We start from the raw sequence: 25,784 nt of genomic DNA, 5'->3' as shown, positions 1-25,784 counted from the left end.
GGGTCAATAAAAAAACCGTGACTCGCCAACCAACTGACTGCGTCTTCAGTATGAGTAAACACTTGCCGTTCATAAAATGCGTCGGTGTGAGGTATTAGCCTTTCCAGTTGCATTTCTTTGGCGGCACTTGGGGTATAAATATGACAATCTTTGATACAACCATTAGCCTTAAACCATTTACAATGTGCTTCAATATGTTTATCTATTTCAGGAACACCTAGTTCCCAGTCTTCAAATAAAGAAATAATAGCCCAGTTATGTCCTTTTAAAGGGGTCGTCTTAGCTTGAAATTCTTTAACATATGCAATTGCAGCTTCTTCATTCCAGCAACTAGAAAACCACTGGACAACAATGTTTTCATGAACTTCAATTTTCCATTCACCGTGTATATGAAATATAACGTACCTCTCTTATGCTTTAATATAGAATGATTAATATAAAAAACCTTTAATTAAGAGTGTTTAATATACTCTTTGGACTAGCGACAAATATTTTATAGGGCAACGGCTCTTCTAGTAGGCTTTCGTCGACATCAAATTCAATAAAACCGCTATGCGTAAAAAAGTTGACTAGTTCATCTGATGATACTTTTATATTTGGTAAATCAACAGCTTGATAATAATTTTTAATGATTTCATCTTCACATTCATCCGCATCAAGAAATTGGTGCATTGGCATGCTTAATACCGTAATAGATTGCGCTTTCTCATGGTGCTTAACAATCTCTTTAAGTAAGTATTGGCCTACTGCTTGTTTTCGGTATTGGGGAAGAACACTGATCGCTTCAAGTAATATATGTGTTTTAGCTTTTTTAGTGTCATAAATAATGCTGAGTTGGTCACATAAATCTTGTGTAAGGTTTTGGCCTTTAAAATAAAGGTTTAATGGAATTTCCCAATCAGTATCTTCATTCGCTAATAACGTATAAGTGCCTAAAGCGTCACGGTGCTTATTGATTGTTATCAGTTCAATTTCAGCTTTAGCGATAATGTCGCCATTGTCATTTTTTACATTAATTTCTTGGCAAAGCTGCCAATCAAAAGCACCTGCAATCTCAGGTTTTTTAAAGTCGATTGTTAAATTCATTTTTCTTGATTTCCATTATTTATAGCTAGGGCATTATTGTTGAGGTTGTCTGCTTGAGCGACTATCTTGTTCAATACTTGGTTGGCTTTTTTATATTCACCCTGTAGTTCTAATACGTGAGAAAAAGTCAGTAAATCAATGCTGTCGTATTGCTTATCTTCCAGATTCACTAAGCTATTAAAGGCTTTTTCTGCCATGGGAAGTTGCTGAGCTTTAGCCGCTAAATTGGCTAAGCAGCTCAACCATTTTCCACTATGGGGATCATGGTGTAAGTGTTTTTGTACGGCACTCATTAACTCATCAGTAGCAGAAATAGGTAACTGACGAATTTTTTGTAAAAACGCATCATCTACGCCCTTTTTAATAACCGGTAATAATATTTTGTTGAGTGGTTCAGTTATTTTATGCTCAGCTAATACTTGGCAATAAGCCAATAGTATTGACTCACGTTGTTTTAATTTACGTGCGAGCTTTTGCCACATTTGTGCAAGCGAGTCGTTGCTTTCTTGGCGTATTGTGTCACTAAAAGCACCATAAAAGGCAATAACTTCCCATTGTGCTATTTTTTCATCAGTAATGGTTTTTTGTTTTCGGGCTGAAACCAACTGCTCAATAACATAATTAAAACGTTGTTCATGCAAACTTAATTCAATTTCTAAACTTAATAAACGTGCGTCATGCCCAATGTGTTTATGGTGCTCATCAATAATGGTGCGTGCTTGTGTAAAATCTTCTTGTAGCATCAACAATTTAATCGTCACTAATATTGATTCTAAGCCTGAGGTTTTAACCGTGTGATCTTCTTGTGCTAATAAGCTTAAATAATGAGTAGTGTTCGAGCGTAATGATTGTTTTGATGACGCCGCGGCCGCCATTAAATAAGCAGTACGAGTAAACATCGATGGTTCAGCAGCTTTAGCTAACAAATGTTCAGCTTGCTGGTGATCATCAAGAATAAAAGCAGCAATACCGCGATTGAAATCTTTTAAGGCACGGCGACGATTAGCAAAAGCAATTTTGTTCCAGGTGTTAAAACTAAAACGAGAAATAGTACCAAATATTTTGAGTAGAAAGATGAGAGAAATAAATAAGAGCGTTAACATAATACAAGCACTAACAATCGTTAATTCTATAATTTTATCGCCCATAGAAATTAAAATGTAACCTTTTTCGCTTATTGCCGGGCTTAAAGCCATAACAACAAAAAAAGTTAACATTAAGAAGATCCATAATATTATTCGTTTCATTATACGGCCTCACTTGAACTTTTACGCTGATCTTTTAGCTTAGGATCAAGTTTGACTTCAGGTGTTCTATCTTCAGGTTCTAAAATATTATTTTCTTGGTTCAATTTATCAATAATAGGCTTTAAAGGTTTATCAGCCATCACTTGTCGAAGTGCCTTGAGAGATGAAAGAGTTGATGGGAAGTCGAAAGTTACGATTTCACTTTTTAGCTGTTCAATACCTTTAGAGAAATTTATATTTTCTATCTCATCCATGTCAAAATATTGCTCCAACCAGAGCTTTACATCGTTTAAGGTTTGATTATATATTTTTTGTTTGCCTTCACTGGCTGACCATTGTACTAATTGTAACTTTAGGCTCAGGTTTTCACGCAAATTTTGTTGGAATTGCGGTGACAAAATGGCTTCCTTTGTCCCACTTCTATCGCTTATCTTGAAAAAACTATCTGCAAAATATTGCCATGTTTTATCTAAATTTACTTTCCAGTCCACGATATCTTCTGACAAATTCAATTCGACTCGTGTTACAAAATCTTTTGGTATGCGTTCAGATTTAACCGGTAAGTTTTTAAGCTGCTTATTCATCGCCATTAAGGTCAAAACGGTATCTTCGTTATCTATAGTCGGCATTAATTTTAATTGTGCAATGTCTTCACGAATCAATTGACGAATAGGTAATAAAGAAGGGTCGTCGAGTTCTTTTAAACGCATATCCGCATCTTGCAACAAACCAATCGCTGCGCTTGTATCATGCTGAAGCCAGATAGTGCGCGTGGCAATACGAATAAGGTATTCTGCTTCGTGTAACAACCAATCACTCGGCTGATTTTGTGATAACCGTTCAACAGTCTTTTCAAGTTGAGTCATTTTAACTTGGCTGTCGGCACTTATTTTTGCGATATCCTTGGTGAAGCGATTGGAGAATTCTGCTTGTTGTTGATCGAGTAATTGCTTAAATTTCTGTTCAATACCGGCTAAGTTTTGCTGTGTTTTTTGCTCGCTATTGGCCAAGATTTGCTGGGTTTGTTTCAACACATTTTCTTTGATACCCGCTTGTTTTTGCATACCCCAATAATATAAACCACCGACACCAGCACTTGCCGCTAATGCTATGATTAAGGAAAGCACAGCGGTCTTAGATAATTTTTGTATATTTGTAGTAGAATTTTTCTTTGGTAAAGGAGTAGACACTTTTTCAGGCGATTTCATTGTTGATTTTTTCTCGTTGGCTGGCGCTTTATTTTTATTCGTTACAGATTGTTGCTTCTCATCACTCGGAGATTTTTCAGGTGTAGGGGGGAGTGAAATAGAGGTTGAAAAACCTTGCTCAGACTTTTTTTCTTCTGACGTTTTTGACTCATCTTGTTTTTTATCAGTCATTATTTTTTCCATGTAAATTGATAGCGCTAAGAATAGCTTGGTCATTAGCACCATTTGCATTAACAATGTTGAGTAAGCCTAATTGCTTTGCTCGTTCTGCAATACGTACACTCGCTACAATCCATAAACAGCTGTTCTTCCAGTCACTGTCTGAATTGTTTATTAAGTGTATTATGCTTTCTAGTAAAGCGTTACTGGTAATCACAATACAATTAATCTGCTGGTTTTTCCATTGTTCAACGGGGTCTTGTGTTAACGCAAGCCAAATTTTTTTATAACTTTCTAAATAATGAACGTTTGCTCCGCGCATACTCAGTTCCTGGGCGAGATGTTCTCGTCCACCGTCACCACGAATAATAATAACATTTTGACCATTGATGTTTTTTTTATCGAGTTCATCAAGCGTTAACAAACCCTCACTGGTATGATAATCAGGAGATATAGCGTTAACACCAAAGCGTTTTAAGGCTGCCTTTGTCGCATTACCTACCGCAATAATAGTTTTTTGTTGCCAATAAGATAAGTCAAAAGTGCGATGCGCAAACTCTACTGCAGCTACGCTCACGAAAATAAGCGTGGCATGTGGATATTGTTCAATGAGTTTTTGAATAGTCGTTTTGCTAGCAAGCGTTTGATAATCAAAAAATGGTTGGCACCAACTTTTTATGCCGATACTTTTTAGCTGTTGTGCTAAAGCACGCCCTGATTTTTCAGGGCGTGTAATCAAAACCTGTATATTACTTCTGTTCAGCATATACCTGACGCAATATTTTATCAGCGCCTTTTTCAAGTAATTGATCAGCTAGTGTATTGCCTATTTTTTCTGCATTATCAATTGAGCCACTAATTTCACTGGTTAATATTTCACTACCGTCGGTTGCGCCAACTAAGCCACGTAAATATATTTCGCCATTTTCCTTAATAATCGCGTAACTACCAATTGGCACCTGACAACCACCTTCTAAAGCGCGGTTCATTGCGCGTTCGGCTAACACCCGAATACGGGTGGTTTCACAACCTAATGGTGCGAGCAAAGCTTTAAGTGTTGAATCGTTCGTTCTACACTCAATGCCAACAGCGCCTTGTCCATTGGCAGGAAGCATAACTTCGGGTGCAATGAACTCTTGAATTCGCTCAGGCATCTCTAAACGTATTAAGCCAGCAGCCGCAAGAATAATTGCGTCATACTCACCGCTATCCAGTTTTTTCAAACGGGTATTTACGTTACCGCGCAAATCGCGAATGTCTAAATCTGGGCGCAGGGCTTTAATTTGACATTGACGACGTAAACTTGAGGTACCCACAACAGCACCTTGTGGCAGTTCAGCTAAGCTTTTTATAGTGTTCGATACAAATGCATCACGGGGATCTTCACGCGGACAAATAACTTCTAACCCTAAGCCTTCTGGGAATTCTACGGGTACATCTTTCATCGAGTGCACCGCGATGTCGGCGCGACCTTCTAATATGGCAACTTCAAGTTCCTTAACAAACAGTCCTTTGCCACCTACTTTAGCTAAAGGGGTATCTAAAATAATATCACCTTTGGTGGTCATAGGAACAAGTTCAACAGTAATACCGGGATGAAAATGCTCTAATTGTGTTTTTACATATTCTGCTTGCCATAAAGCGAGTGCGCTCTTACGTGTGGCAATGCGTACAGTTGTAGTGCTCATTCAAAGTATCCTGCGCTAATGGTTATTTCGGTATCAGCCTGAATGCTAATGGCTTTTGATAAAAATTGCCAAAGCTCGCCACCACCACGTTTATCTGTCCATTGGCTATTCTCAAACTGAAAATGATGGCCATTAAATTTAGTTGCCACCCATATTTCATGCAAGGGTGCTTGTTTGTTAATGATGACTTTACTGTTATTTTTAAAGGTAAGCGTTAGCATGCCGCCAACCCCTTCATAATCAATGTCGGTACCACAATCTTCAACGGCCTCCTCTATTAGAAGAATAATTTCATCGGCAAGTAAATTGTATTGGCTGTCGTTCATTAATGCTTCCTTTTCTAGCGCAATGAAATTTATTCATCTTTGCTAGCTATTTGTTGGTCATGAGATTATAAAACGTCTATCATGAGAAAAAAATCGAATAAATCAAGTATGCGTAAACAAAATTCAATTATTTTAGCGTTTTTTATTATATCAGTGCTTTTAAGTGGATGTGGAATTAAAGGTCCACTAACGCAAAAATCTGTGCAAGAAAAAACTAACAACGCTAAAACTGAGCAGAAACAAAATTCATCAGCAGGATTATTGCAGGAAAACTAACCGTGGATTTTTTCAATTACAAAAACACTTCACTTTATGCTGAAGATTGTGCCGTAACTAAGCTTGCTAAACAACATGGTACGCCGTTATATATATATTCGCGTGCGACGATTGAACGTCATTGGCATGCCTTTGACCAAGCCGCTGGTGATAAACCCCACATAGTTTGCTATGCAGTGAAAGCCAATAGCAATATTGCTGTGTTGAATGTAATGGCACGTTTAGGCAGCGGTTTTGATATTGTATCCCAAGGTGAACTTGCTCGAGTGCTACAAGCGGGGGGCGATGCCGGTAAAGTTGTATTTTCAGGTGTTGGTAAAAAATCAAATGAGATTGCTTTTGCTTTAGAAAAGGGCATTTACTGCTTCAATGTTGAGTCAGCCGCAGAGCTCTCGCGTATTCAGCAGGTAGCAGAGCGAATGAAGCTCATTGCTCCCATTTCTTTAAGAGTTAACCCTGATGTTGATGCAGGTACCCATCCCTATATATCGACAGGCCTAAAAGAAAATAAATTTGGTATTAGTATTGATGACGCTTTTGAGTTGTATCAACACGCTAGCGGATTATCAAATATTGCTGTAAAGGGAATTGATTGCCACATTGGTTCGCAGTTAACTGAAGTACAACCTTTTTTAGATGCGCTTGACCGTGTTTTAGCGCTTGTTGATCGCCTTGTAGAAAAAAATATTATTTTATCGCATATTGATGTAGGTGGAGGTTTAGGGGTTTGTTATAACGACGAAACGCCACCACACCCAAACGAATATGCGAAAGCGATTGCAGAGAAATTAGCCGATCGTGATATTACGCTGATTTATGAACCCGGTCGTGCCATTATGGCTAATGCAGGCATATTGGTCACTGAAGTTGAATTGCTAAAAACTAATCAGGACCGATATTTTGCTATTGTTGATGCTGCGATGAATGATTTAATTCGTCCATCACTTTATCAGGCCTGGCAAGCTATTATTGAGGTTGAGCAAAACAACATTGTTGAAAAACAAACATACGATATTGTTGGTCCTATTTGTGAAACCGGTGATTTTCTTGGTAAAGCTCGTGAATTAAGTATTGTGGCAGGCGATTTATTAGCGATTCGTTCATCAGGTGCTTATGGTTTTTCGATGAGCTCAAACTATAATAGTCGACCAAAAGCGGCAGAGATTATGGTCGATGGCGAAGAAAATCATTTGATCCGTGCTCGTGAAACAACAGAGCAATTGTGGCAAGGCGAGTCTTTGTTGCCACAATAAGTATAAAAATTTAATATGGGTAGTAAATGTTAGTTAATTTTTCAAAAATGCATGGTTTAGGTAATGACTTTTTAGTACTAGACAATGTTACACAAAATGTTTATTTGTCGAATGAACAAATAAAGCATTTAGCCGACCGAAATTTTGGTGTTGGCTTTGACCAAGTCTTAGTGGTTGAGCCGCCATACGACCCCGATTTAGATTTTCATTATCGTATTTTTAATGCGGATGGTAGTGAAGTTGGCCAGTGTGGTAATGGTGCACGTTGTTTTGCTAAATTTGTGCGTTTAAAAGGATTAACGAATAAAAATAAAATTAAGGTATCAACACAATCAGGTAAAATGACCCTATTTGTTGAGCGCGACGGTAATGTTTCAGTAAACATGCCAACCCCTAAATTTGAACCCAGCCAAATTCCTTTTACTGCTCAAAAAGTAGAAGGAACTTATATTTTGCGTAGCGACGAAGAAACAGTTTTATGTGGCGTTGTTTCTTTAGGTAACCCGCATTGTGTATTGACGGTTGATTCTGTTGTTGAGGCACCTGTGACTACATTGGGTAAAGCGTTATCAAACCATGAACGATTCCCTCAACAAGTTAATGTTGGCTTTATGGAAATTGTTTCCCCTGATTATATTAAACTACGCGTTTATGAGCGAGGCACGGCTGAAACGTTAGCCTGTGGTAGTGGTGCTTGTGCAGCGGTAGTTATTGGCCAAACACAAAATAAATTAGGTCGAGATGTTACGGTAGAATTACCGGGTGGCAAGTTAAAAGTCTATTGGAAAGGCCCTGGGAATTCGGTGAAAATGACGGGTCCTGCGGTACATGTTTTTGATGGACAATTAAATTTGTAATTAGCATAAAATTAGCTTACGTGACAACAACCCAAGAAGTAGAGAATTAATTTGAACGACTCAAACCCAATACAGTTAGATGAAGTAAGCTTAACAGATGATCTCATTGTTGATTACTTACACGACAACCCTGAATTCTTTAATCGTAATCCTGAGCTGATCAACAGCTTACGCTTATCTGACATTAACCGCGGTACAGTTTCATTAGTGCAAAGACAGCAAAGCCAGCAGCGTCAAAAAATTCATAGTCTAGAAGAAGAAATTACCCAATTAATGGCGATTGCTAATCAAAATGAACAGCTTTTTGCCTTATACAGTGATTTGTATTTACGTTTATTAGATTGCAGTTCGGCAAACGAATTACTGGATTGTTTGTATCAAGCAACAACAGAATTATTATCGTTATCAGGTTTAAAAGTATGGTTAAAAGAAAATACGGTTGTTGACCATGCCAGTATTGCTAAAAATGATTGTGCTGGGGTGATGCATAACCGCTTATCCAAAGATGACTATTATTTTGGCCGCTTACAAAAAAGTGAGCAAGAACTTATTTTTTCACAACACCAAGAAGGTTCTGTTGTCTTAATTAAGTTAAATCACCTCAATGATAGTCTTGGATTTATAGCGATAAGCAGTGCTGATGCAGACCATTTTGATCCGCGTATGGACACATTATTACTCAGCCAATTTAGAAAACTTGTGGCAAAACTTCTTTTTCAACAACTGTATAAATAACACAGTAGATGAAATTTTATCGTCGCTTAGCGCCTTTTCAAGCCATCAGTTTTGACCTTGATGATACCTTGTATAGTAATTATCCAGTCATGATGGCAACCGATGCAAAAATGGTTGCTTATTTTTCGACATTTTTTTTGTCAGCGAAAGCAAATATATATTGTGCACAAAACACTGTGTTTGATTATCTTTTTTGGTCTCCTTTTCGTCAACAAGCACTCAAAGAGAATCCTCAATTAGTTCATCATGTCGGTGATATGCGCTTTGTTACTTATATACTGGGTATGAAAGCGCTAGGGTTGACTGAAGATGCCGCTAAACAGGCAGCACAAAAAGCATTAGATTATTTTGTGCTACAACGCAGTGATTTTGTTGTTCCTAGTGGCGTTCATCAATTATTAACAGGTTTACAGAAAAAGTATCCTTTGGTGGCGATCAGTAATGGCAACGTTGATATGGATAAAATAGGTATTTCGCATTACTTTCAATATCGTTTTCATGCGGGGGATTTATCAACGACGTCTTTAAATAAAAATAAACAACTTCGACAAAAACCTTACGCTGATATGTTTGATGAGGCTTGTGAAAAACTATTAATTAAACCAGCACAATTATTACATGTCGGTGATTGTGGTCGCTCTGATATTCAAGGTGCGATCAATGCGGGTTGCCAAACAGCATGGATTTCTTGCTATGATGTTGGACAACCACTGACGGTTTTACCTAATATTGAGCTAGCTGATATTAGCGAACTACGCCACTTGTGATAATTTTGCCTATACTTTGCTTTCAATATAAATTTTCCACTTTTCTAAGGTTATTTTTCCGTTATGGACGTTTCTGAACTACTTGAGTCACTCAATGAAAAACAACGCGATGTTGTTGCCGCGCCACTACAAAATATGTTGGTATTAGCCGGCGCAGGTAGTGGTAAAACTCGAGTTTTAGTCCAGCGTATTGCTTGGTTAATGCAAGTTGAAAATGCTTCTTCTCATAGTATTTTAGCGGTTACCTTTACGAATAAAGCGGCTGCAGAAATGCGGGTACGGGTTGAAAAAACCGTTGAAGGCAATGTTCATGGCATGTGGGTAGGTACGTTCCATGGCTTAGCACACCGTTTACTTCGTATGCATTTTCAGGAAGCTAAATTACCACAAAATTTTCAAGTACTCGATTCTGATGATCAATTGCGTTTAGTCAAACGTATCGTGCGCTCGTTAGGGATTGACGAAAAACGTTGGCCGCCTAAGCAAATGCAGTGGTATATCAACGGAAAAAAAGATGAAGGTATTCGCCCACAACACATTGAAGTGTATGACGATCCGACCGAACAAACGTTTGTAAAAGTTTATCAAGGATATCAAGAAGCGTGTGACCGTGCGGGTTTAGTTGATTTTGCTGAATTATTACTTCGTGCGCATGAACTTTGGCTAAATAATCCCGTACTGCTTGCCCATTATCAGCAACGCTTTAAGCATATCTTAGTTGACGAGTTTCAAGATACCAATGCGATTCAATACGCGTGGTTAAATATTTTAGGCAATGCGTCAAGCAAGGTGATGATTGTTGGCGATGACGACCAATCAATCTACGGCTGGCGTGGAGCTAAAATTGAAAATATTCAGCGCTTTCTCAATGAATTCGATAATACACAAACAATACGTTTAGAGCAGAACTACCGTTCCACAGCGAATATTCTAAATGCGGCCAATAAACTTATTGCTAATAATAATAACCGTTTAGGGAAAAAATTGTGGACAGAAGATGAGGCTGGTGAAAAAATATCAATTTACACCGCATTCAATGAAATTGATGAAGCCCGCTTTATTGCCGGCCGTATTACTGACTGGCGTCAGGAAGGCAGCTTAGATGATGTTGCGATTTTATATCGTAGTAATGCACAGTCTCGCTTACTCGAGGAAGCGCTGTTACAGAGTCGTTTACCTTATCGAATTTATGGTGGGCAACGCTTCTTTGAACGCTTAGAAATTAAAGATGCCCTTGCTTATTTACGTTTACTGAATAACCGTGATGACGATGCTGCTTTTGAGCGTATTATTAATACACCAACCCGTGGTATAGGCAACACCAGCCTTTCATTAATTCGTGATGCAGCGCGCAGCCTAGAAATGACTCTATGGGAAGCCTGTCAATTCATGCTCAAAAATGATGAATTAAAAGGTCGCAGCGCTAAAGTAATTCAGAATTTTATCAGTGTTATTGACCAGCTTGAAGATGACTCTAGTCATTTAGATCTCGACCAGCAAGCCAACTACGTTATTCAACACAGTGGTTTGAAAGCGATGTACCAAGCTGAAAAAGGTGAACGTGCTGAAGCAAGAATAGAAAACTTAAATGAGCTCGTTACCGCTTGCCAAACGTTTGAAGCTGATCCTGAATTAATAGAAGAACAAACCAAGTTAACATCATTTTTAACACATGCAGCTCTCGAAGCTGGCGAGTCGCAAGCTGATGACTATGAACCTGCTGTGCAATTGATGACTATGCATTCAGCGAAAGGGCTAGAATTTCCATTAGTGTTTATTGCTGGTTTGGAGGAGGGTATGTTTCCTTCACAAAAATCAGTAGAAGAAATAGGACGCTTAGAAGAAGAGCGCCGTTTATGCTATGTAGGCATGACACGTGCGATGAATAAGCTATACTTGTGTCATGCTGAAAGTCGTCGACTCTATGGACAAGAAAAGTTTCATAAAGCCAGTCGTTTTTTACGCGAATTACCCCCTGAATGCACAGAGGAAATAAGGTTACAAAATCAAGTAACTCGCCCTTCAACTAAAGGGAAGTTTTCATCTACATTTACACTGGAAACATTTGAAAATACAGGCTTTAGCCTAGGACAATCTGTTGTTCATGCTAAATTTGGTGAGGGTGTGGTCTTGAATTATGAAGGTTCAGGAGCCCAAAGCCGTATTCAAGTTAATTTTACTGATTTAGGCAGTAAATGGCTCGTTGTCGCTTATGCTAATTTACAAGCTACCGTTTGATGTCAGATGAAAGTGATTATTTTCAGTTGATGTCATTATAATAAGAAGGTTAAAAAATATATGTCAATGCAATTACTCGTAGTAGAAGACAGTAAGCCTATTGCTCGTGTTATTAGGCAAATTGGCGAGGCATTAAATTACCAAGTCACTGTTGCGACCACGCTTGCCGAAGTGGAAAATATTTTACAAGGTAATAATGATTTTTTTGCTGCAACAATTGATTACGCTTTACCTGATGCTCCTAATGGCGAGGCAATAGCATGTGTACTCTCACATGGTATTCCCAGTGTGGTGATGACAGGAAAAATGGATGAAACTACTCGACAGCAAATACTTGCTCAGCCCGTTGTTGACTATATCCCTAAAGAGAATAGCCAAGCTTTCCTTTATTTAAAACGTATTTTACATTGGCAAATAACGAACAGCAGCACAGGTATTCTTGTTGTTGATGATTCTTTAGCGGCACGAAATTATGTTTCTCAGCTCTTAAAACGCCGCAACTTTAATGTTTATTTAGCCAATGATGGTGTACAAGCGCTAGAACGCTTAAAGCAGCACAAAGACATTAAATTGGTGATCACCGATCTGGAAATGCCTATAATGGACGGTATCGAATTAACCAATGAAATCCGTAAAATTTATAGTCGTGATCAACTCGCTATTATCGGTATCTCTGGAGCAGACAACGGTATGCATTCGGCACGCTTTATTAAAAATGGTGCTGATGACTTTTTACGTAAACCTTTTTGCCCAGAAGAATTTTACTGTCGAATAACCCAAAATATTGAAAATTTAAACAATATTGAACAAATCCAAAAAGCAGCAAATGTAGACTATTTGACCGACTTACCTAACAGACGGGCTTTTTTCTCTAAAGCAGAACAACTGGTGCCTCAATATATTAAAAGAGATATGCCTTATTGTGTTGCTATGCTCGACATTGATTTTTTCAAAAAAATCAATGATAACTACGGAAATGATGCTGGCGATCATGTTTTAAAAGTACTGGCATTATATATGCGTAAACATCTGGGATCAGGTTTGCTGGCCCGCTTAGGTGGTGAAGAGTTTGCTGTCTTAATGTACGGTGCCGATGAGGATCACTTTTATACTAAATTAGACGATCTTCGTCGAGATATTTCTGTTTCCCAGCTAACTTTTGAAGAGCACCATATTGCCTTTAACATCAGTATAGGCTTAGTTTGTAATAGTACAGAGACGTTTGCTAAACAACTTAATCAAGCGGAAAGTGCTCTTTATAATGCTAAAGAAAATGGCCGTAATCAACTTAGCATTTTTGGTGTTGATGACTAGTTAATTCCATGAGGTTATTGTTTGTTAAATAACCTCAAAGCCCTAATGAATTTTAGGGGTTTTTTTTACAAAAAAAGTAAGGTAACTCATTAAATCAACAATAAGGTGCATTAAATGAAGAAGAAAATAATACTCATGAGCAAATATTTGCCGGTGTTATTTTGTTTTTTTATTTGTACCTCGACTTCAATTTTTGCTCAACAACTTGATAGCGAACAAGTAAAAGCCGTTTACATTTATAATTTTGTTAAAAATGTAACTTGGCTAAATGAAAACGAAAAAGATCAATTTATAATCGGCATCTATGGTGATGATAACTTTGCTGAACAGCTTAATAAAACCCTTTCTAAACGGGTAATAAAAAATAAAACCATCAAAGTCATTACCATTAAAAATATTCAAGAAGGGAAAAAAACAGATTTGTTTTTTTCTGCTGCAAATCAAAATACAGAAATTGCCAGCATCGCTTCAATCCTTAGAAGCAGTAATACACTATTGATCACTGATAATAGTACTGATAAACATAGTGTCATGATTAACTTGGTGGATAATCCTGAAAATTCGGCCATCAGCTTTGAAGTCAATAAATCCAATATTGTTTTTGAAGGTTTGGTTATGTCAGCAGAATTACTACTGCTAGGGGGAACTGAACTTGACGTTGCAACCTTGTATCGCGAAACAGAATTGGCATTACAAGTAATTAGAAGACGAGAAATTAAGCTGAACGAGAAGCTTACTGACCAGCGAAATCAAATATCTTCAGTAAAAATAAAATTAAAAACTTTAAATAAGAACTTAACGTTGCAAGAAAAAGTTGCCGGTCAGCGTCAACAAGAACTTAACGTCTTAAAAAAAGATATTGAACAACAGCAAGGATCTATAAAAAGTAAAGAGTTGCAGCTTAAACAAGTCGCAACACAATTAAAAGTAGCTAAAGCTAATTTAGAAAATCAACAAAGCTCTGTGCATAGTAAGGAGCAAGAGAATGTTATTATGGCTGAAAAAATAGCTACTAATAGAAATATATTACAGCAGCAGCAGCAACAAATAAGCGACCAAAGTGTACAGTTAAGTCAGAAAAATGAAGAGTTGGTAGAACGCGAAGAACGTATAGACAAACAACGGTTTTATCTTATTTTAATGGCGTTTTTTATAACATTATTGGTGTTGATTTCAGGTCTAGTCGTTTTACTTTTTGTTAAAAACAGACAGACAACACGCACGTTAAGTCGCACGCTCGAAAACTTACAGAATATGCAGCAGCAATTAGTTCAATCTGAAAAGATGGCGTCGTTGGGCACGTTAACGGCTGGAGTAGCGCATGAAATAAATACCCCGCTTGGTATCGCAGTAACATCGACAAGTTCTGCTTTAGAAAGTACTCAAAAAATACGAGCAAATTTTGAAACTGGCAATTTAACACGTACCGCAATGGAAAGTTACTTCAATGGTATGGAAAAATCTTCAAACTTAAATACTAATGCTTTAGAGCGCGTTATTGAATTATTGAATAATTTTAAGCAAGTGGCAGCCGATCAAATGGTTGGCGAAGAACGAGAGATAGATTTAGTGAGTTACATTGAAGAAGTTATGTCGACGTTATCAGCAGAGATGAAACGCTTTAGGGTGAGTTATCAGTACAGCGGTGAAAGTGAATTGATAATCACCACTATCCCTGGTGCTTTAGCACAGGTACTCACCAATTTAGTGACCAATGCATTAAAGCATGCTTTTGAAAGCAAGGAATTGGGAAATATTGCGATTAACCTATCAAAAACAGAAGATAATAAGGTCGTGGTTCTATTTAAAGATAATGGTCATGGTATGAACCAACATGTTTTAGATAATATTTTCGAACCTTTTTTCACCACTAAAAGAAATTCAGGTGGTACGGGTTTAGGTATGAATATTGTTTATAATATTGTTTGTCAAAAACTTCAAGGTAACATAAAAATAGACAGTAAACTTGAACACGGTTCAAATTTTCATATTACCCTGCCAATGAAACTGAAGGCTTAGCTCTGAGTTGACCATAGGCGATATCTTTGAAGGCAGCACTAGCACCTTTGAATAGTGTTTATATTATTATTGTTTGTCAAAAACTTCAAGGCAACATAAAAATAGACAGTAAACTTGAACACGGTTCAAATTTTCATATTACCCTGCCAATGAAACTGAAGGCTTAGCTCTGAGTTGACCATAGACGATATCTTTGAAGGCAGCACTAGCACCTTTGAATATTGTTTTTATTATTATTGTTTGTCAAAAACTTCAAGGCAACATAAAAATAGACAGTAAACTTGAACACGGTTCAAATTTTCACATTACCCTGCCAATGAAACTGAAGGCTTAGCTCTGAGTTGACCATAGACGATATCTTTGAAGGCAGCACTATCACCTTTGAATATTTTCTACAGTACAGTTGTTATCACCCTACACATAGTTAGTTTTTTAGCTGGTCATTTAACGCTAATTGACGTTTTTCATTTCTTGATCTTAACGAGTCAAAACTATAAATAACGAGCGCTAACCAAATGGCTGCAAAGGTAAATAATTTAGCGGGTTGTAATGCTTCTTGATAATAAAAAGTCGCTAAAAAAAACATAATACTGGGGCCGATGTATTGAAAAAATCCCAGTGTTGATAATGTTAATCTTTTTGCAGCCGCGGTAAAGCACAGTAAAGGGGCTGTGGTAACAATACCCGCAGCGATTAATAACATGTTTAAATTCAGGCTGTTTTCAAGCATATTAGCCGTGCTACTATCAACAAACAGCCACCAATAAATAAGTGCTAGTGGCAACATCAGGCTTGATTCAATTAATAAACCAACAAAAGAATCCAGGTGCATTTTTTTACGCAACAAACCGTAAATACCAAATGTTCCCGCCAGTGCTAATGAAATAACGGGTAATGAACCTAACGCAACCAGTTGAATTAAGACCCCACATAACGCAAGCATAACGGCAAACTTTTGCATTTTTCGTAAACGCTCCCCTAAAAATATCACGCCGAGAGCAACATTAAATAAAGGGTTAATAAAATAACCTAAACTGGCATCAAGTAGATGATCATTATTTATTGCCCAAATAAATAAAAACCAATTTACTAATAAAAAAGAAGCCGATAAGGCAAGTTTCATCAATAACTTTGGTTGTTTGAGCGTGTCGAGTAGTACGCGAGATCTCTTACTGATGATAACAATTAAAAATAACAGCAGGCTTGACCAAATAATACGATGAACCATAATTTCATCAGAGCTAATCATAGAAATTAATTTGAAATAAATGGGTGCTAAACCCCAAAGCAGATAAGCACTAATCGCGTTAATCACACCATTACGGTCTTTGTTATCGGTTACAGTCATTGTTTAAGTAAATTTTAGCATTAAAAATAAGGAGTCAAATTATAGCACAATGATTTTAAATTCAGCTGTTTACTTGCACTATACTCAAGCCACTTTTATTAAGAACATGGTTAATAAAAACTACCTCAAGTCCCTTGAACTTTGATTTGGGAGAGATTTAACCCACTAAGTAAGTTCCTGTACCAAAAGCAATGTGGTCACCTTTTTCATTATGTAATTCCATTCGAGCAACGGCGACTTTATTCCCACTTCGAATGATATGAGCTGTTGCAATAAACGCCTCACCGCGCCCGGGTCGCAAATAGTCGGTTCGAAGATCTATTGTGCCTAAGCAACTTAAACTTTGCTGGATAGCTGCGGGTGTTTTGTGCTCAAGCTGCTCAATCATATTTGCGGCAACGACAACACCACCAGCAAAATCTAGGGCTGATGCAGTTACACCGCCATGTAGCGTTTTTTGTAATGGGTTACCCATTAATTTATCTTGCCATAAAAAACGAATTTCCGAAGTATTACAATCAAACTTACTGATCTGAAGCCCCAATAGTGTATTGAAGGGAAGATTGTTTGACCAAAAATGTGTAAGTTGTTTAATTAATTGTTTTTGTTGTAAATTATTCGTCATAATGATCCTAATTAAATCAGTTGTTTAGTGTAACTGGTCTGATGACTTTATTTGAGCTTAGCACTTATCTTTCTAAGCATTCAAGAAATACTAAAATAGTGCTCTCGACTTTTTTGTGGCTGGGGTAAAATAACAATAATTATATTTAAATAAAGCTTATTCCGTTGCAAAAAGCTCTCCCTACAGTTTCACAATCTCAGCTTGAAGATGCGTTAAAGCATAATTTCGGATATCAAACGTTTCGAAGCGGGCAATTAGAAATTATTCAGCAACTATTTCAGGGGCGAGATAGTTTAGTGCTTATGCCAACAGGTGGTGGAAAATCAATGTGTTATCAGCTGCCTGCTGTTTTATTACCAGGAATAACGATTGTCGTTTCACCCCTAATTGCTTTAATGAAAGACCAAGTTGATGGTTTAACTCGACAAGGTATTTCAGCTGCTTTTGTGAACTCGAGTTTAGATCAAGAAACAATAAATGATATTTTACAGCGCTTATCTCTTGGTGAAATTAAGCTGTTATACATTGCACCGGAACGGTTAAAAAATTATTATTTTATGCAAGGCTTAGCGAATATGCAGATAAGCTTGTTCGCGATTGATGAAGCGCATTGTATTTCGCAATGGGGACATGACTTTCGCCCAGCGTACACGCAACTCCATACAATAAAACAACGTTTTCCATCGGTACCTGTTATGGCATTAACAGCGACTGCTGATGTTACTACCCGCAGAGATATCTTACTCCAGCTTGCATTAAATGACCCTTACATTCACCTTGATAGCTTCGACAGGCCTAACATTCGTTTTACGCTGGCCGATAAATATAAAGGAGATCATCAGGTCTTACGTTACATTCAAAAGCGCGGCGATGATTGCGGTATTGTTTATTGTAGTAGCCGTTGGCAAGTAGAAAAGTTATCTAAAATGTTAGCAAGTGCAGGTATAAATTGTTCTGCTTATCATGCTGGCATGGAAACAGACATGCGCAATATTGTCCAAGATGGTTTTGCCAAAGATAATATTCAAGTGGTTATTGCCACCGTAGCTTTTGGATTAGGTATCAATAAATCAAACATTCGCTTTGTGATCCACTTTGAACCACCGAGAACATTAGAGTCATATTATCAAGAAATTGGCCGTGCTGGGCGAGATGGTTTAGCGGCAGAAGCGTTATTTTTGTATGATGAAAAAGATGTTGAACGCATTACTAAGTATATAGCCGATGGTGATAATGAAGAAAGGGTCAATGTCGAGCAGCAGCGTTTTCAAGCGTTGAAAGGCTTTATCGAAGCGCAAACCTGTCGTCGACAAGTTGTACTCAATTACTTTGCAGAATTCACCACAAAAAAATGTGGTAATTGTGATATTTGCTTAGATCCTCCGACTCAATTTGACGCCACGGAAGCCGCGCAAAAAGTACTGTCTTGTGTTTTTCGTATTCAGCAACAGGGTGACATTGAACACGTTGTACAAGTACTCAGAGGAGAATTAACCGAAAAGGTTAGACAGCTAGAACATGAAAAAGTATCAACTTTTGCGATTGGTAAAAGCAAAACACCTGGGTATTGGTTTGCAATTATTAGGCAATTGATTCATTTAGGGTTTTTACAACAAGATATATCCCAACAATCTGCATTATTTTTAACACAAGCATCGCGTTCGGTGTTAAAAGGTGAGGAACCCTTAATGTTAGCTTCGCCGAGGTTACAAAAAGCGAGCTACTGGCAACAAGATAAAACTGATAAACGTTATGACCGTGTGTTATTTGTTAAATTAAGAAGTTTGCGTAAAACGATTGCAGATGCCGAGGATATTGCGCCATTCATTGTCTTTAACGATGCAACGTTATCAGAGCTTGCGCGTGAAAAGCCAAAAACATCACAGCAAATGCTAAATATTAATGGTATTGGTGATACTAAACTTGCCCGTTATGGCCATGAGTTTTTACAAGTTATTCAACAGCATAGTGCTTAAAACAAAAAACGCTCAATTGAGCGTTTTTTAATATGAATTATTGATGAACGAAGTTCAACAATAATTAGGGAGTTTACTTTAAACTAGCGTAATAAGCCGCAATATTTGCGATATCTTCATCACTTAAACCCATAGCCATAGGTCCCATTATGGCATTTTTACGTGTGCCAGCTTTAAAGGCCTTTAATTGGCTCGCCGTATAAGCTTCTTTTTGTCCAGCAAGATTTGGGTACATTGGAACTGCAGAGATACCTGCAACGCCATGACAAGCGGCACACATACCAGTTTTTGCTTTACCAGCAGCAACATCACCAGCAAAAACAGGAGATGCCATCATTAAAGTAGCGGCAACAGCTAAAGTAATTTTTTTCATAACTTATTTCTCTCTTAGTCGTTAGGATTTTTATACTTGCTTGAGTATATGAGAAAAGAGGTTGGCTGTCGTTGACTTTCTTAAGCTAAGTAATCGCAAAGTATAATTCTTTGATTTATAAACCAGAATAAACTTTTATTAGCTAAAGTCTGAATCGACTTATTCGTAAATTATTAAAAACTTAATACGTTATTGTCTAGGGGATAATCAGGGAGCAAGCGTCGAGCTTTTTTTAAAATATTGTTTGCATTTTCAGCGATATTAAATATTTCCACGCCAATCGATAAAGTCATTTTAGGTAATCTAACGCCAGATTTGCTGCTAACAAAGCGAAGCTTCTCAACACCTTGTGATATTTTATCAGCAATTTCTCTTGCGCTTGCTTTATCAACGTCAGGTAAGAGTATTAAAAACTCATCTCCGCCAGAACGAATAGGTAAACCGCTGTCATCAACATAGCTATTAACTTTACTGGCTATTTTTGATAGGAGAACATCGCTAATTAAATGACCAAATTGTGTATTAATTTCCGATAGTTGATTCACATTGACTAAAATCGCCGCAACCTGTCGGTTTGGATCTTGTGTTAACCATAAATCTAAATGTTTAGACATAGCTTTACGATTATAAAGTCCTGTCAGGGGATCCATATAAATCTCTTTACGTGCTTTTTTCAATTCAACTTGTAATGCCCGTGTCTTTTCACAGGTCAATGAAATATGCTCAGCAAATTTTTGTTGATTTAGTTTAAATGCTTGAGATGCATGGCGTATGCTATTTGCTGCAGAAATTGCTGTTTCTTTATCAGAAGATTGTAAGTGATCTATATTATTATCTAGGTTGGTAATAAGTGTATCAATATTTAAAGATGATTTTTGGTTATTTTTCTCGACATGAGTAACAACTTCTTCAAGTTCATCAATAATTTCGTCTCTGAAGTTACTCTGACCTAAAATGTATTGACGGTAGTTTTCTTCAATAAAGAAATTATCGAGTTTCTTACCTAAGGTAAGTTGATTTTCGATGGTTTTATTAAGTGGAATATTTTTTTTATTAATATACTCGTAGCTTACTGCGTAATTAATTGGGCTGACAGGTAAACACCACCGCTGTAATTCTTTTACGGCCATATTCATTTTTTGTTCAGCTTGTATTATGGAATCATGATATTTCATCGTTCCATCTCAATATAAGCACCCAAGTAAAATTTCGTTAGTCTATTTTCTAATAAAAACAAGTAAAGTGCCATATATTTTTTATTAACACTTGTTATTAAGTGTCTAGTGGGAGAAAAGGGTAGGAAGGCACGCAAAGTATACCGAAAGCAAACTGTTCAAAGAATAGACAAGCCCCCACTATATCTAAATTTGGCAGTTCCGCTATCTTAGGTTTCCCCTTAGACCGGTAACTTTGCGTCTCTAGCTTTCACTAGATTTGCCCTTTTCGAGTTTTAGAAACTCGTATTTCATTATAAGCGTTGAACTATGCTTGTAAACCTTTATTATGAATATTCGTTGAACTTTCACTTAAACTTATAAATAAAATATAAATTTACAGTAGATAACTACTAATTAAATAAAGGATTTTAGCTAATAATGTTTTATAAATTGCTGGTGATTCTTTGCTGTTTTATGGTTAATTCATTTTGCTTTGCTAGTGATACTCTCAATATTGAACAAAACATTAAAGATACCGAACGGTATTTTTTACAAGAATCTGACAATCTTCCGTATGAAGAAATAATTACCCTATCAATCAATATTCTTGAATCCCGAGAGAATTATACGACGCAAACCCGTGGTAAAATCTTTATTTTACTGGCCGATGTTGCTAATAATAAAGGCGAAGATGCTGATGCTTTGCAATTTGCGCAAGACGGGCTCTCTTTGCAAGGACTTAATAATTCGATAAAATTCAATTTACTCCTTAAAGTTGCGCATGGTTATTATTTACAGGAAAACTATGCACAAACACAAGATTTCGCAACACGTGTAATTTTAATGGCAGAGTCCTCTGATGTTTTGAAATATCGATTGGTTGCACTCAGTTATCGAGCGGTTAGCTATGCTTTGCAAAGTCAAAATGATTTAGCGACGAATGATCTTAAACAAGTAGAGGTGTTAATATCAGCGAATCCTCAATATAGGGATCATCTTTACTTGTTAGAAATATTGGCAACAGCGCATTATTATTTAGGGGATTATCAAACTTCACTTACTATGCAAAATAAATTATTAACGCTAAAATTTGATTTAGATAAACTAGCAAATATTGATCAAACTTACCTACATTTAGCGCGTGCTTATTTTCAGTTAAATTTACTTGATGATGCCTATAATGCATATTGGGAAGCGCAAAAAAATAGTGAAAATAAAAATGCCCCAATTCTGGTTGCCTATGCTGAATTAGGCTTGGCAGAGGTATTACTTAAGCAAAGAGAGTTTCAAGATTCACACAGCTGGCTGTTATCGGCAAGCACCACATTTAATGAAAAAAGTTTAAATAAACCTTATTTAACTTCACTAATTTTATTGGCTGAGACCGCAAATTATTTAGGCAACAATGCTTTATATCAACATTATCTTCAATTAGCTGAATTAATGGCTAAAAATGTAAAGTTATCAGTAAAACAGAGTAAATTGTTACTTTTACTCAGTGATATGTACCAGCAAAATGGCGATTATAAAAGTGCCTTAGAACTGCACAAAAATTATCTTGAGCTTCTTCAACAGTTTCAAAAAAAGGCTGAGCCATCATTAGTGCTTAATGCTCCTCACATGTTGAGTGCCAATGAAAAAAGTCTAAAATTAATTCTCAATTTGACTGAAGAAAGTAACTTACACAATGAGTTCAGTGCCAAGTATATCGCCCAAAAAGAGATAATATATCTGTTAATTTTTATGGTTTTACTCTTGCTAATTACGTTTGCTTCTTTTTGGTTAAGACAAAGAACATTACGCTTGAAACAGGTCTATGATGAAGTTGAACAACCAATATTTTATTTAGTCACTCCCTCTCAAACCAAAAGAAGCTATCAGCTAAACTACAAGATGGCGAGAAAATATGATTACCCACTCGCAGTTGGTTATTTGTCAGTGATCAATTGGCAAGAGTTATCCTTTCACTTTAATGACAAAATTATGCTTGAGGTTTCGAAAACATTAGCGACTTTACTTAATGAGTCAAAAGGTGAGTTTGATGAGGCGGGCATTATTAACGACGGCGAATATTTACTCTTAGGGCCCCATCAAACAGAAAGTGAAATAGCCGCTAAATTACATGGTCTAGCTGAGGCAATTAAGATGAGATTCTTCGCCAATTTGGGAGATTATTCAGTGAAAATTGGTTACGCTTACGGCTTGCCAACAGCTCAAGATATTGATCCTTATATCTTTTTGTCACGTTTAAGTGAAACCACTAAAGCGTAAGAGAATATTGTTGCTATATTTATAGGTTTTATATGATATTTGTATTATCTATTACAGTGCTTTGAGTGTTTAAAAGGAAAGGATAAGCTGCAACCTATCGTTAAAAAGTGTTATGAAAGTGGCGGCGATGAAAGCTTTAATAAATGAGTCTTTTATATGTCTAAACAAGATGCGAGCATCAAGCATATGTGATCAAGTAATCATTTTGTAGCTTTATTTCTTTAATTGAAGCCCGATTACTTGGTAATATAAAGGAAAAATTTTAATTAAGGCATTTATCTCAAACACCTAACTTTTGAAAATAATCGAAAATACGATCGCTTATTTTTAAGGACGAATAGTAATGCTTGGTGTTGAATTTACTTCACCTTCACCATTAATTGTGGCTGTTTTATCATTGCATTGTAATATAGCCAAACTACCGCTATGACTATTTCTGATAAAAGATAAGTCGTAACCAAACTGTGTCATGCTACTTGCGGCAAATTTCTGTGCGAGTGATAGTCTGTCCCATAAAGATGCTTCTTCAGGAGTATATTGTCTTCTCTCTAATAACACTTCTCTTTCTAATAACGCTTCCATTACAATCTCTTCGTATTTTTAGACGGTTATATCAATATAAATAGATACTACCTTGCAGCGTATGAATTTTCAACAATTTTAAAATGCCGCTAAAGATATCAATTACAAATATGTTATAGTCGAAATTTTCTATCAGTGAGTGCTAAATATTATGAGTCAAGTGTTGGATGATCTATCTTCGTTACTACAATTAGAGGTGATCGAAGAAGGAATTTATCGTGGTCAAAGTCAAGATTTAGGTTTTCGAGTGCTATTTGGCGGACAAGTCATGGGTCAAGCCGTCTCAGCCGCACAAGAAACAGTAGATTCTGCGCGTAATGTCCATTCACTTCATTCTTATTTTTTACGTCCTGGTGATGCGAGTAAACCGGTTGTTTATGAGGTAGAGAATATCCGTGATGGTAAAAGCTTTAGCACCCGCCGCGTTAAGGCTATTCAAAACGGTAAAGATATTTTTTACATGACCGCCTCTTTTCAACAACATGAAGAAGGTATTGAACATCAAGATCTTATGCCAGATGTACCCTCACCTGAAGAGTTACCTTCCTATACTGATTTTATTTTTGATAACCAAGATAAAATACCAGAAGAAATCAGAGGCAAATTTTTAGCTGAAAAACCAATAGAAATGCGTCCAGTTAAGTCTTATAACTGGCTTAAACCAGAAAAAACTGAAGCGAAATCTGAAATGTGGATAAAAGCAAACGGTAAACTGTCTGATGATTTACGTATCCACACTTATATGTTGGCTTATACTTCTGATTTCCTTTTTTTACCTACATCCTTATTCCCACACGGCTTGAGTCATTGGCAGCCAAATTTACAAATTGCCACTATTGATCATGCCATGTGGTTTCATCGCCCATTTCGTTTTGATGATTGGTTGCTTTATGTCATGGACAGTCCGTCGGCAAGTGGGGGGCGTGGTTTGGTGAAAGGACAAATATTTAATCGCCAAGGACAGCTTGTTGCCTCGACGATGCAAGAAGGTGTAGTTCGCCAGCGCTAGAGTTAACAGATCTTATTTTTTTGCCAGTCATAACCGGTAGGATGTTGAAATACACGTAAGCTGAATATCGGTGCCATGGCAAATAAATGATCAAAAATATCGGCTTGTATAGCTTCATAATTTATCCAATTTTGATCATTACTGAAACAATAAATTTCCAGCGGTAAGCCTGACTCTGTCGCCGCTAACTGTCGGACCATACATGTCATTTCATGATGTATTTTGTCATGTGCAGATAAGTAGGCGGTAATATAAGCGCGAAATGTACCAACATTGGTTAATTGTCGGCTATTAACATTATCACCAGATAAATTTTCTGTTTTTAAACTTATCGCTATATCATCAGACTTTTGCTGCAAATAATCTTTTAATAAACTAATTGTTTTAAGCTTTTCAAGTTGTTCATTTTGATAGAACAAAACACTATTGATATCTATAATAATGCTACGCTTAATTCTTCTACCGCCTGAATTGAGCATGCCTCGCCAATTCTTAAACGAGCCGTTTATTAAGGCGTACGTAGGAACAGTTGTGACCGTATTATCAAAATTTTTCACTTTAACCGTATTTAAACCAATATCAATGACATCGCCATCAGCCCCATAATTAGGAATTTCAATCCAATCACCAGGAGCAACCATTTTGTTAGCTGAAATTTGAATACTAGCGACTAAACCTTTAATGGTGTCTTGAAACACTAATAATAAAACAGCCGTTAATGCTCCTAAGCCACTGAGTAAATAAAGAGGTGACTTATCTAATACAAATGAAACGGCTAAAATAGTGGCAACTAAATAAACAAGTAATTTTATTACTTGAATCGTTGAGCTTAATGGCAAGTAACGGTCACGTGCGGTATTTTGATATAGGCTTCTAATGACGTTTAAAACAGCACTAATAGAACGGGCAATTTGAAAGCTTAAGGCTATTTTTACAAAAACCACTACAACGGTGCCAAGCAATGCATGTTTAGGAAGAAAGATAGGCGTTAAAAATAGTAGTAATAACAAAGGAATTAAAAAAGCGAAGCGAGAAAATACATTATGCTCTAATAAAAGATCATCCCATGTGTTTTTTGTTCTACTGACAATTTTGTGCACAAGTACAAGTACTTGATGTTTGGCGAGATAATACCCTAATGCTGATATGATAAAAATCAGCAAGCATCCAACAATTATTGTGCTCATTGTTAAATAGGCTTGTTCAATACCTTGGTTATTTAACCATATATTAATGTGCTCACTCATTTTAACTTCCTTTCTACCGGTTA

23 protein-coding genes and 1 riboswitch are annotated in these 25,784 nt (G+C 36.8%); of the genes, 11 read left to right on the top strand and 12 right to left on the bottom strand.

Annotation, left to right across the window (positions count from 1 at the left end):
* Nucleotides 1–447 precede the first annotated feature (447 nt).
* Genes H4J73_RS12815 through cyaY form a run of 6 tightly spaced genes read right to left on the bottom strand, consistent with a single transcriptional unit; the run spans nt 448 to nt 5,714 of the window.
* Nucleotides 448–1,086, bottom strand: coding sequence for a hypothetical protein (locus tag H4J73_RS12815; protein WP_182178651.1), 639 nt, complete (start codon nt 1,084–1,086; stop codon nt 448–450).
* A complete protein-coding gene (locus H4J73_RS12810) occupies nt 1,083–2,333 on the bottom strand; it encodes a heme biosynthesis HemY N-terminal domain-containing protein (protein ID WP_182178649.1) in 1,251 nt (416 codons plus the stop codon). The genes H4J73_RS12815 and H4J73_RS12810 overlap by 4 nt, the downstream gene beginning before the upstream one ends.
* Nucleotides 2,333–3,712, bottom strand: coding sequence for a uroporphyrinogen-III C-methyltransferase (locus H4J73_RS12805; RefSeq protein WP_182178647.1), 1,380 nt, complete (start codon nt 3,710–3,712; stop codon nt 2,333–2,335). The genes H4J73_RS12810 and H4J73_RS12805 overlap by 1 nt, the downstream gene beginning before the upstream one ends.
* Nucleotides 3,705–4,439 (bottom strand): uroporphyrinogen-III synthase, encoded by a 735-nt coding sequence (locus tag H4J73_RS12800; protein WP_182178645.1) that lies wholly within the window; start codon nt 4,437–4,439, stop codon nt 3,705–3,707. Before H4J73_RS12800 ends, H4J73_RS12805 begins: the two co-directional genes overlap by 8 nt.
* Before the next feature lie 10 nt (nt 4,440–4,449).
* Entirely contained in the window at nt 4,450–5,388 is a 939-nt protein-coding gene (hemC, locus tag H4J73_RS12795) for a hydroxymethylbilane synthase (RefSeq protein ID WP_182223253.1), read from the bottom strand.
* Nucleotides 5,385–5,714: an iron donor protein CyaY gene (gene cyaY, locus H4J73_RS12790; RefSeq protein WP_182178641.1), complete on the bottom strand. Its 330-nt coding sequence runs from the start codon at nt 5,712–5,714 to the stop codon at nt 5,385–5,387. The genes hemC and cyaY overlap by 4 nt, the downstream gene beginning before the upstream one ends.
* Nucleotides 5,715–5,795: 81 nt before the next feature.
* Here cyaY and H4J73_RS12785 point away from each other — a divergent pair, with 81 nt between their 5' ends.
* The 8 genes from H4J73_RS12785 to H4J73_RS12750 all read left to right on the top strand — a co-directional run bounded on the left by H4J73_RS12785 (nt 5,796) and on the right by H4J73_RS12750 (nt 15,173).
* Nucleotides 5,796–5,990, top strand: a complete 195-nt coding sequence (locus H4J73_RS12785) for an LPS translocon maturation chaperone LptM (protein WP_182178639.1) — start codon at nt 5,796–5,798, stop codon at nt 5,988–5,990.
* A gap of 2 nt (nt 5,991–5,992) precedes the next feature.
* Complete coding sequence (gene lysA, locus H4J73_RS12780) at nt 5,993–7,243, top strand: diaminopimelate decarboxylase (protein ID WP_182223252.1); 1,251 nt, start codon at nt 5,993–5,995, stop codon at nt 7,241–7,243.
* A 26-nt stretch (nt 7,244–7,269) separates the two neighbouring features.
* On the top strand, nt 7,270–8,100 hold the full coding sequence (gene dapF, locus H4J73_RS12775; protein WP_182178636.1) for a diaminopimelate epimerase: 831 nt from the start codon (nt 7,270–7,272) through the stop codon (nt 8,098–8,100).
* A gap of 51 nt (nt 8,101–8,151) precedes the next feature.
* Complete coding sequence (locus H4J73_RS12770; protein ID WP_182178634.1) at nt 8,152–8,835, top strand: DUF484 family protein; 684 nt, start codon at nt 8,152–8,154, stop codon at nt 8,833–8,835.
* A gap of 8 nt (nt 8,836–8,843) precedes the next feature.
* Nucleotides 8,844–9,602 carry an HAD-IA family hydrolase gene (locus tag H4J73_RS12765; protein ID WP_182178632.1) on the top strand — a complete coding sequence of 253 codons (759 nt, stop codon included), beginning with the start codon at nt 8,844–8,846 and terminating at the stop codon, nt 9,600–9,602.
* Nucleotides 9,603–9,665: 63 nt separating this feature from the next.
* Nucleotides 9,666–11,840 carry a DNA helicase II gene (uvrD, locus tag H4J73_RS12760; protein WP_182223251.1) on the top strand — a complete coding sequence of 725 codons (2,175 nt, stop codon included), beginning with the start codon at nt 9,666–9,668 and terminating at the stop codon, nt 11,838–11,840.
* 60 nt (nt 11,841–11,900) lie between these two features.
* A complete protein-coding gene (locus H4J73_RS12755; RefSeq protein WP_182178628.1) occupies nt 11,901–13,154 on the top strand; it encodes a diguanylate cyclase in 1,254 nt (417 codons plus the stop codon).
* Between the two features lie 114 nt (nt 13,155–13,268).
* On the top strand, nt 13,269–15,173 hold the full coding sequence (locus tag H4J73_RS12750; protein WP_182178626.1) for a YfiR/HmsC family protein: 1,905 nt from the start codon (nt 13,269–13,271) through the stop codon (nt 15,171–15,173).
* Nucleotides 15,174–15,597: 424 nt separating this feature from the next.
* On the opposite strand, the gene rarD is transcribed toward H4J73_RS12750, so the two are convergent.
* The gene (gene rarD / locus H4J73_RS12745) at nt 15,598–16,521 is read right to left on the bottom strand and encodes an EamA family transporter RarD (RefSeq protein ID WP_182178618.1); all 924 of its coding nucleotides are present in this window, start codon (nt 16,519–16,521) and stop codon (nt 15,598–15,600) included.
* Between the two features lie 157 nt (nt 16,522–16,678).
* Nucleotides 16,679–17,146, bottom strand: a complete 468-nt coding sequence (locus H4J73_RS12740; protein ID WP_182178616.1) for a thioesterase family protein — start codon at nt 17,144–17,146, stop codon at nt 16,679–16,681.
* A 164-nt stretch (nt 17,147–17,310) separates the two neighbouring features.
* Here H4J73_RS12740 and recQ point away from each other — a divergent pair, with 164 nt between their 5' ends.
* On the top strand, nt 17,311–19,122 hold the full coding sequence (recQ, locus tag H4J73_RS12735) for a DNA helicase RecQ (protein ID WP_182178614.1): 1,812 nt from the start codon (nt 17,311–17,313) through the stop codon (nt 19,120–19,122).
* 73 nt (nt 19,123–19,195) lie between these two features.
* Here the strand turns inward: recQ and H4J73_RS12730 are convergent, their stop codons facing one another.
* Complete coding sequence (locus H4J73_RS12730; RefSeq protein WP_182178612.1) at nt 19,196–19,495, bottom strand: cytochrome c; 300 nt, start codon at nt 19,493–19,495, stop codon at nt 19,196–19,198.
* A gap of 173 nt (nt 19,496–19,668) precedes the next feature.
* The gene (locus H4J73_RS12725) at nt 19,669–20,670 is read right to left on the bottom strand and encodes a GGDEF domain-containing protein (protein WP_182178609.1); all 1,002 of its coding nucleotides are present in this window, start codon (nt 20,668–20,670) and stop codon (nt 19,669–19,671) included.
* 191 nt (nt 20,671–20,861) lie between these two features.
* A riboswitch (cyclic di-GMP riboswitch) is annotated at nt 20,862–20,944 on the bottom strand.
* A 146-nt stretch (nt 20,945–21,090) separates the two neighbouring features.
* Here H4J73_RS12725 and H4J73_RS12720 point away from each other — a divergent pair.
* Nucleotides 21,091–22,923 (top strand): lipopolysaccharide assembly protein LapB, encoded by a 1,833-nt coding sequence (locus tag H4J73_RS12720; protein ID WP_182223250.1) that lies wholly within the window; start codon nt 21,091–21,093, stop codon nt 22,921–22,923.
* Between the two features lie 327 nt (nt 22,924–23,250).
* Here the strand turns inward: H4J73_RS12720 and H4J73_RS12715 are convergent, their stop codons facing one another.
* Complete coding sequence (locus H4J73_RS12715) at nt 23,251–23,505, bottom strand: hypothetical protein (protein ID WP_182178605.1); 255 nt, start codon at nt 23,503–23,505, stop codon at nt 23,251–23,253.
* A 151-nt stretch (nt 23,506–23,656) separates the two neighbouring features.
* Between H4J73_RS12715 and tesB the strand changes: the two genes are divergently transcribed.
* Entirely contained in the window at nt 23,657–24,514 is an 858-nt protein-coding gene (tesB, locus tag H4J73_RS12710; RefSeq protein ID WP_182178603.1) for an acyl-CoA thioesterase II, read from the top strand.
* Nucleotides 24,515–24,516: 2 nt separating this feature from the next.
* Here tesB and H4J73_RS12705 read toward each other — a convergent pair whose 3' ends face one another.
* The gene (locus H4J73_RS12705) at nt 24,517–25,761 is read right to left on the bottom strand and encodes a mechanosensitive ion channel family protein (protein ID WP_182178601.1); all 1,245 of its coding nucleotides are present in this window, start codon (nt 25,759–25,761) and stop codon (nt 24,517–24,519) included.
* Nucleotides 25,762–25,784: the final 23 nt, after the last annotated feature.

Origin of the sequence: Colwellia sp. MB3u-41 (assembly GCF_014076845.1) — a bacterium.
Lineage (GTDB): Bacteria > Pseudomonadota > Gammaproteobacteria > Enterobacterales > Alteromonadaceae > Colwellia_A.
Note: the sequence above shows the minus strand (reverse complement) of the source record. Positions and strands in the feature narration are given on the sequence as shown.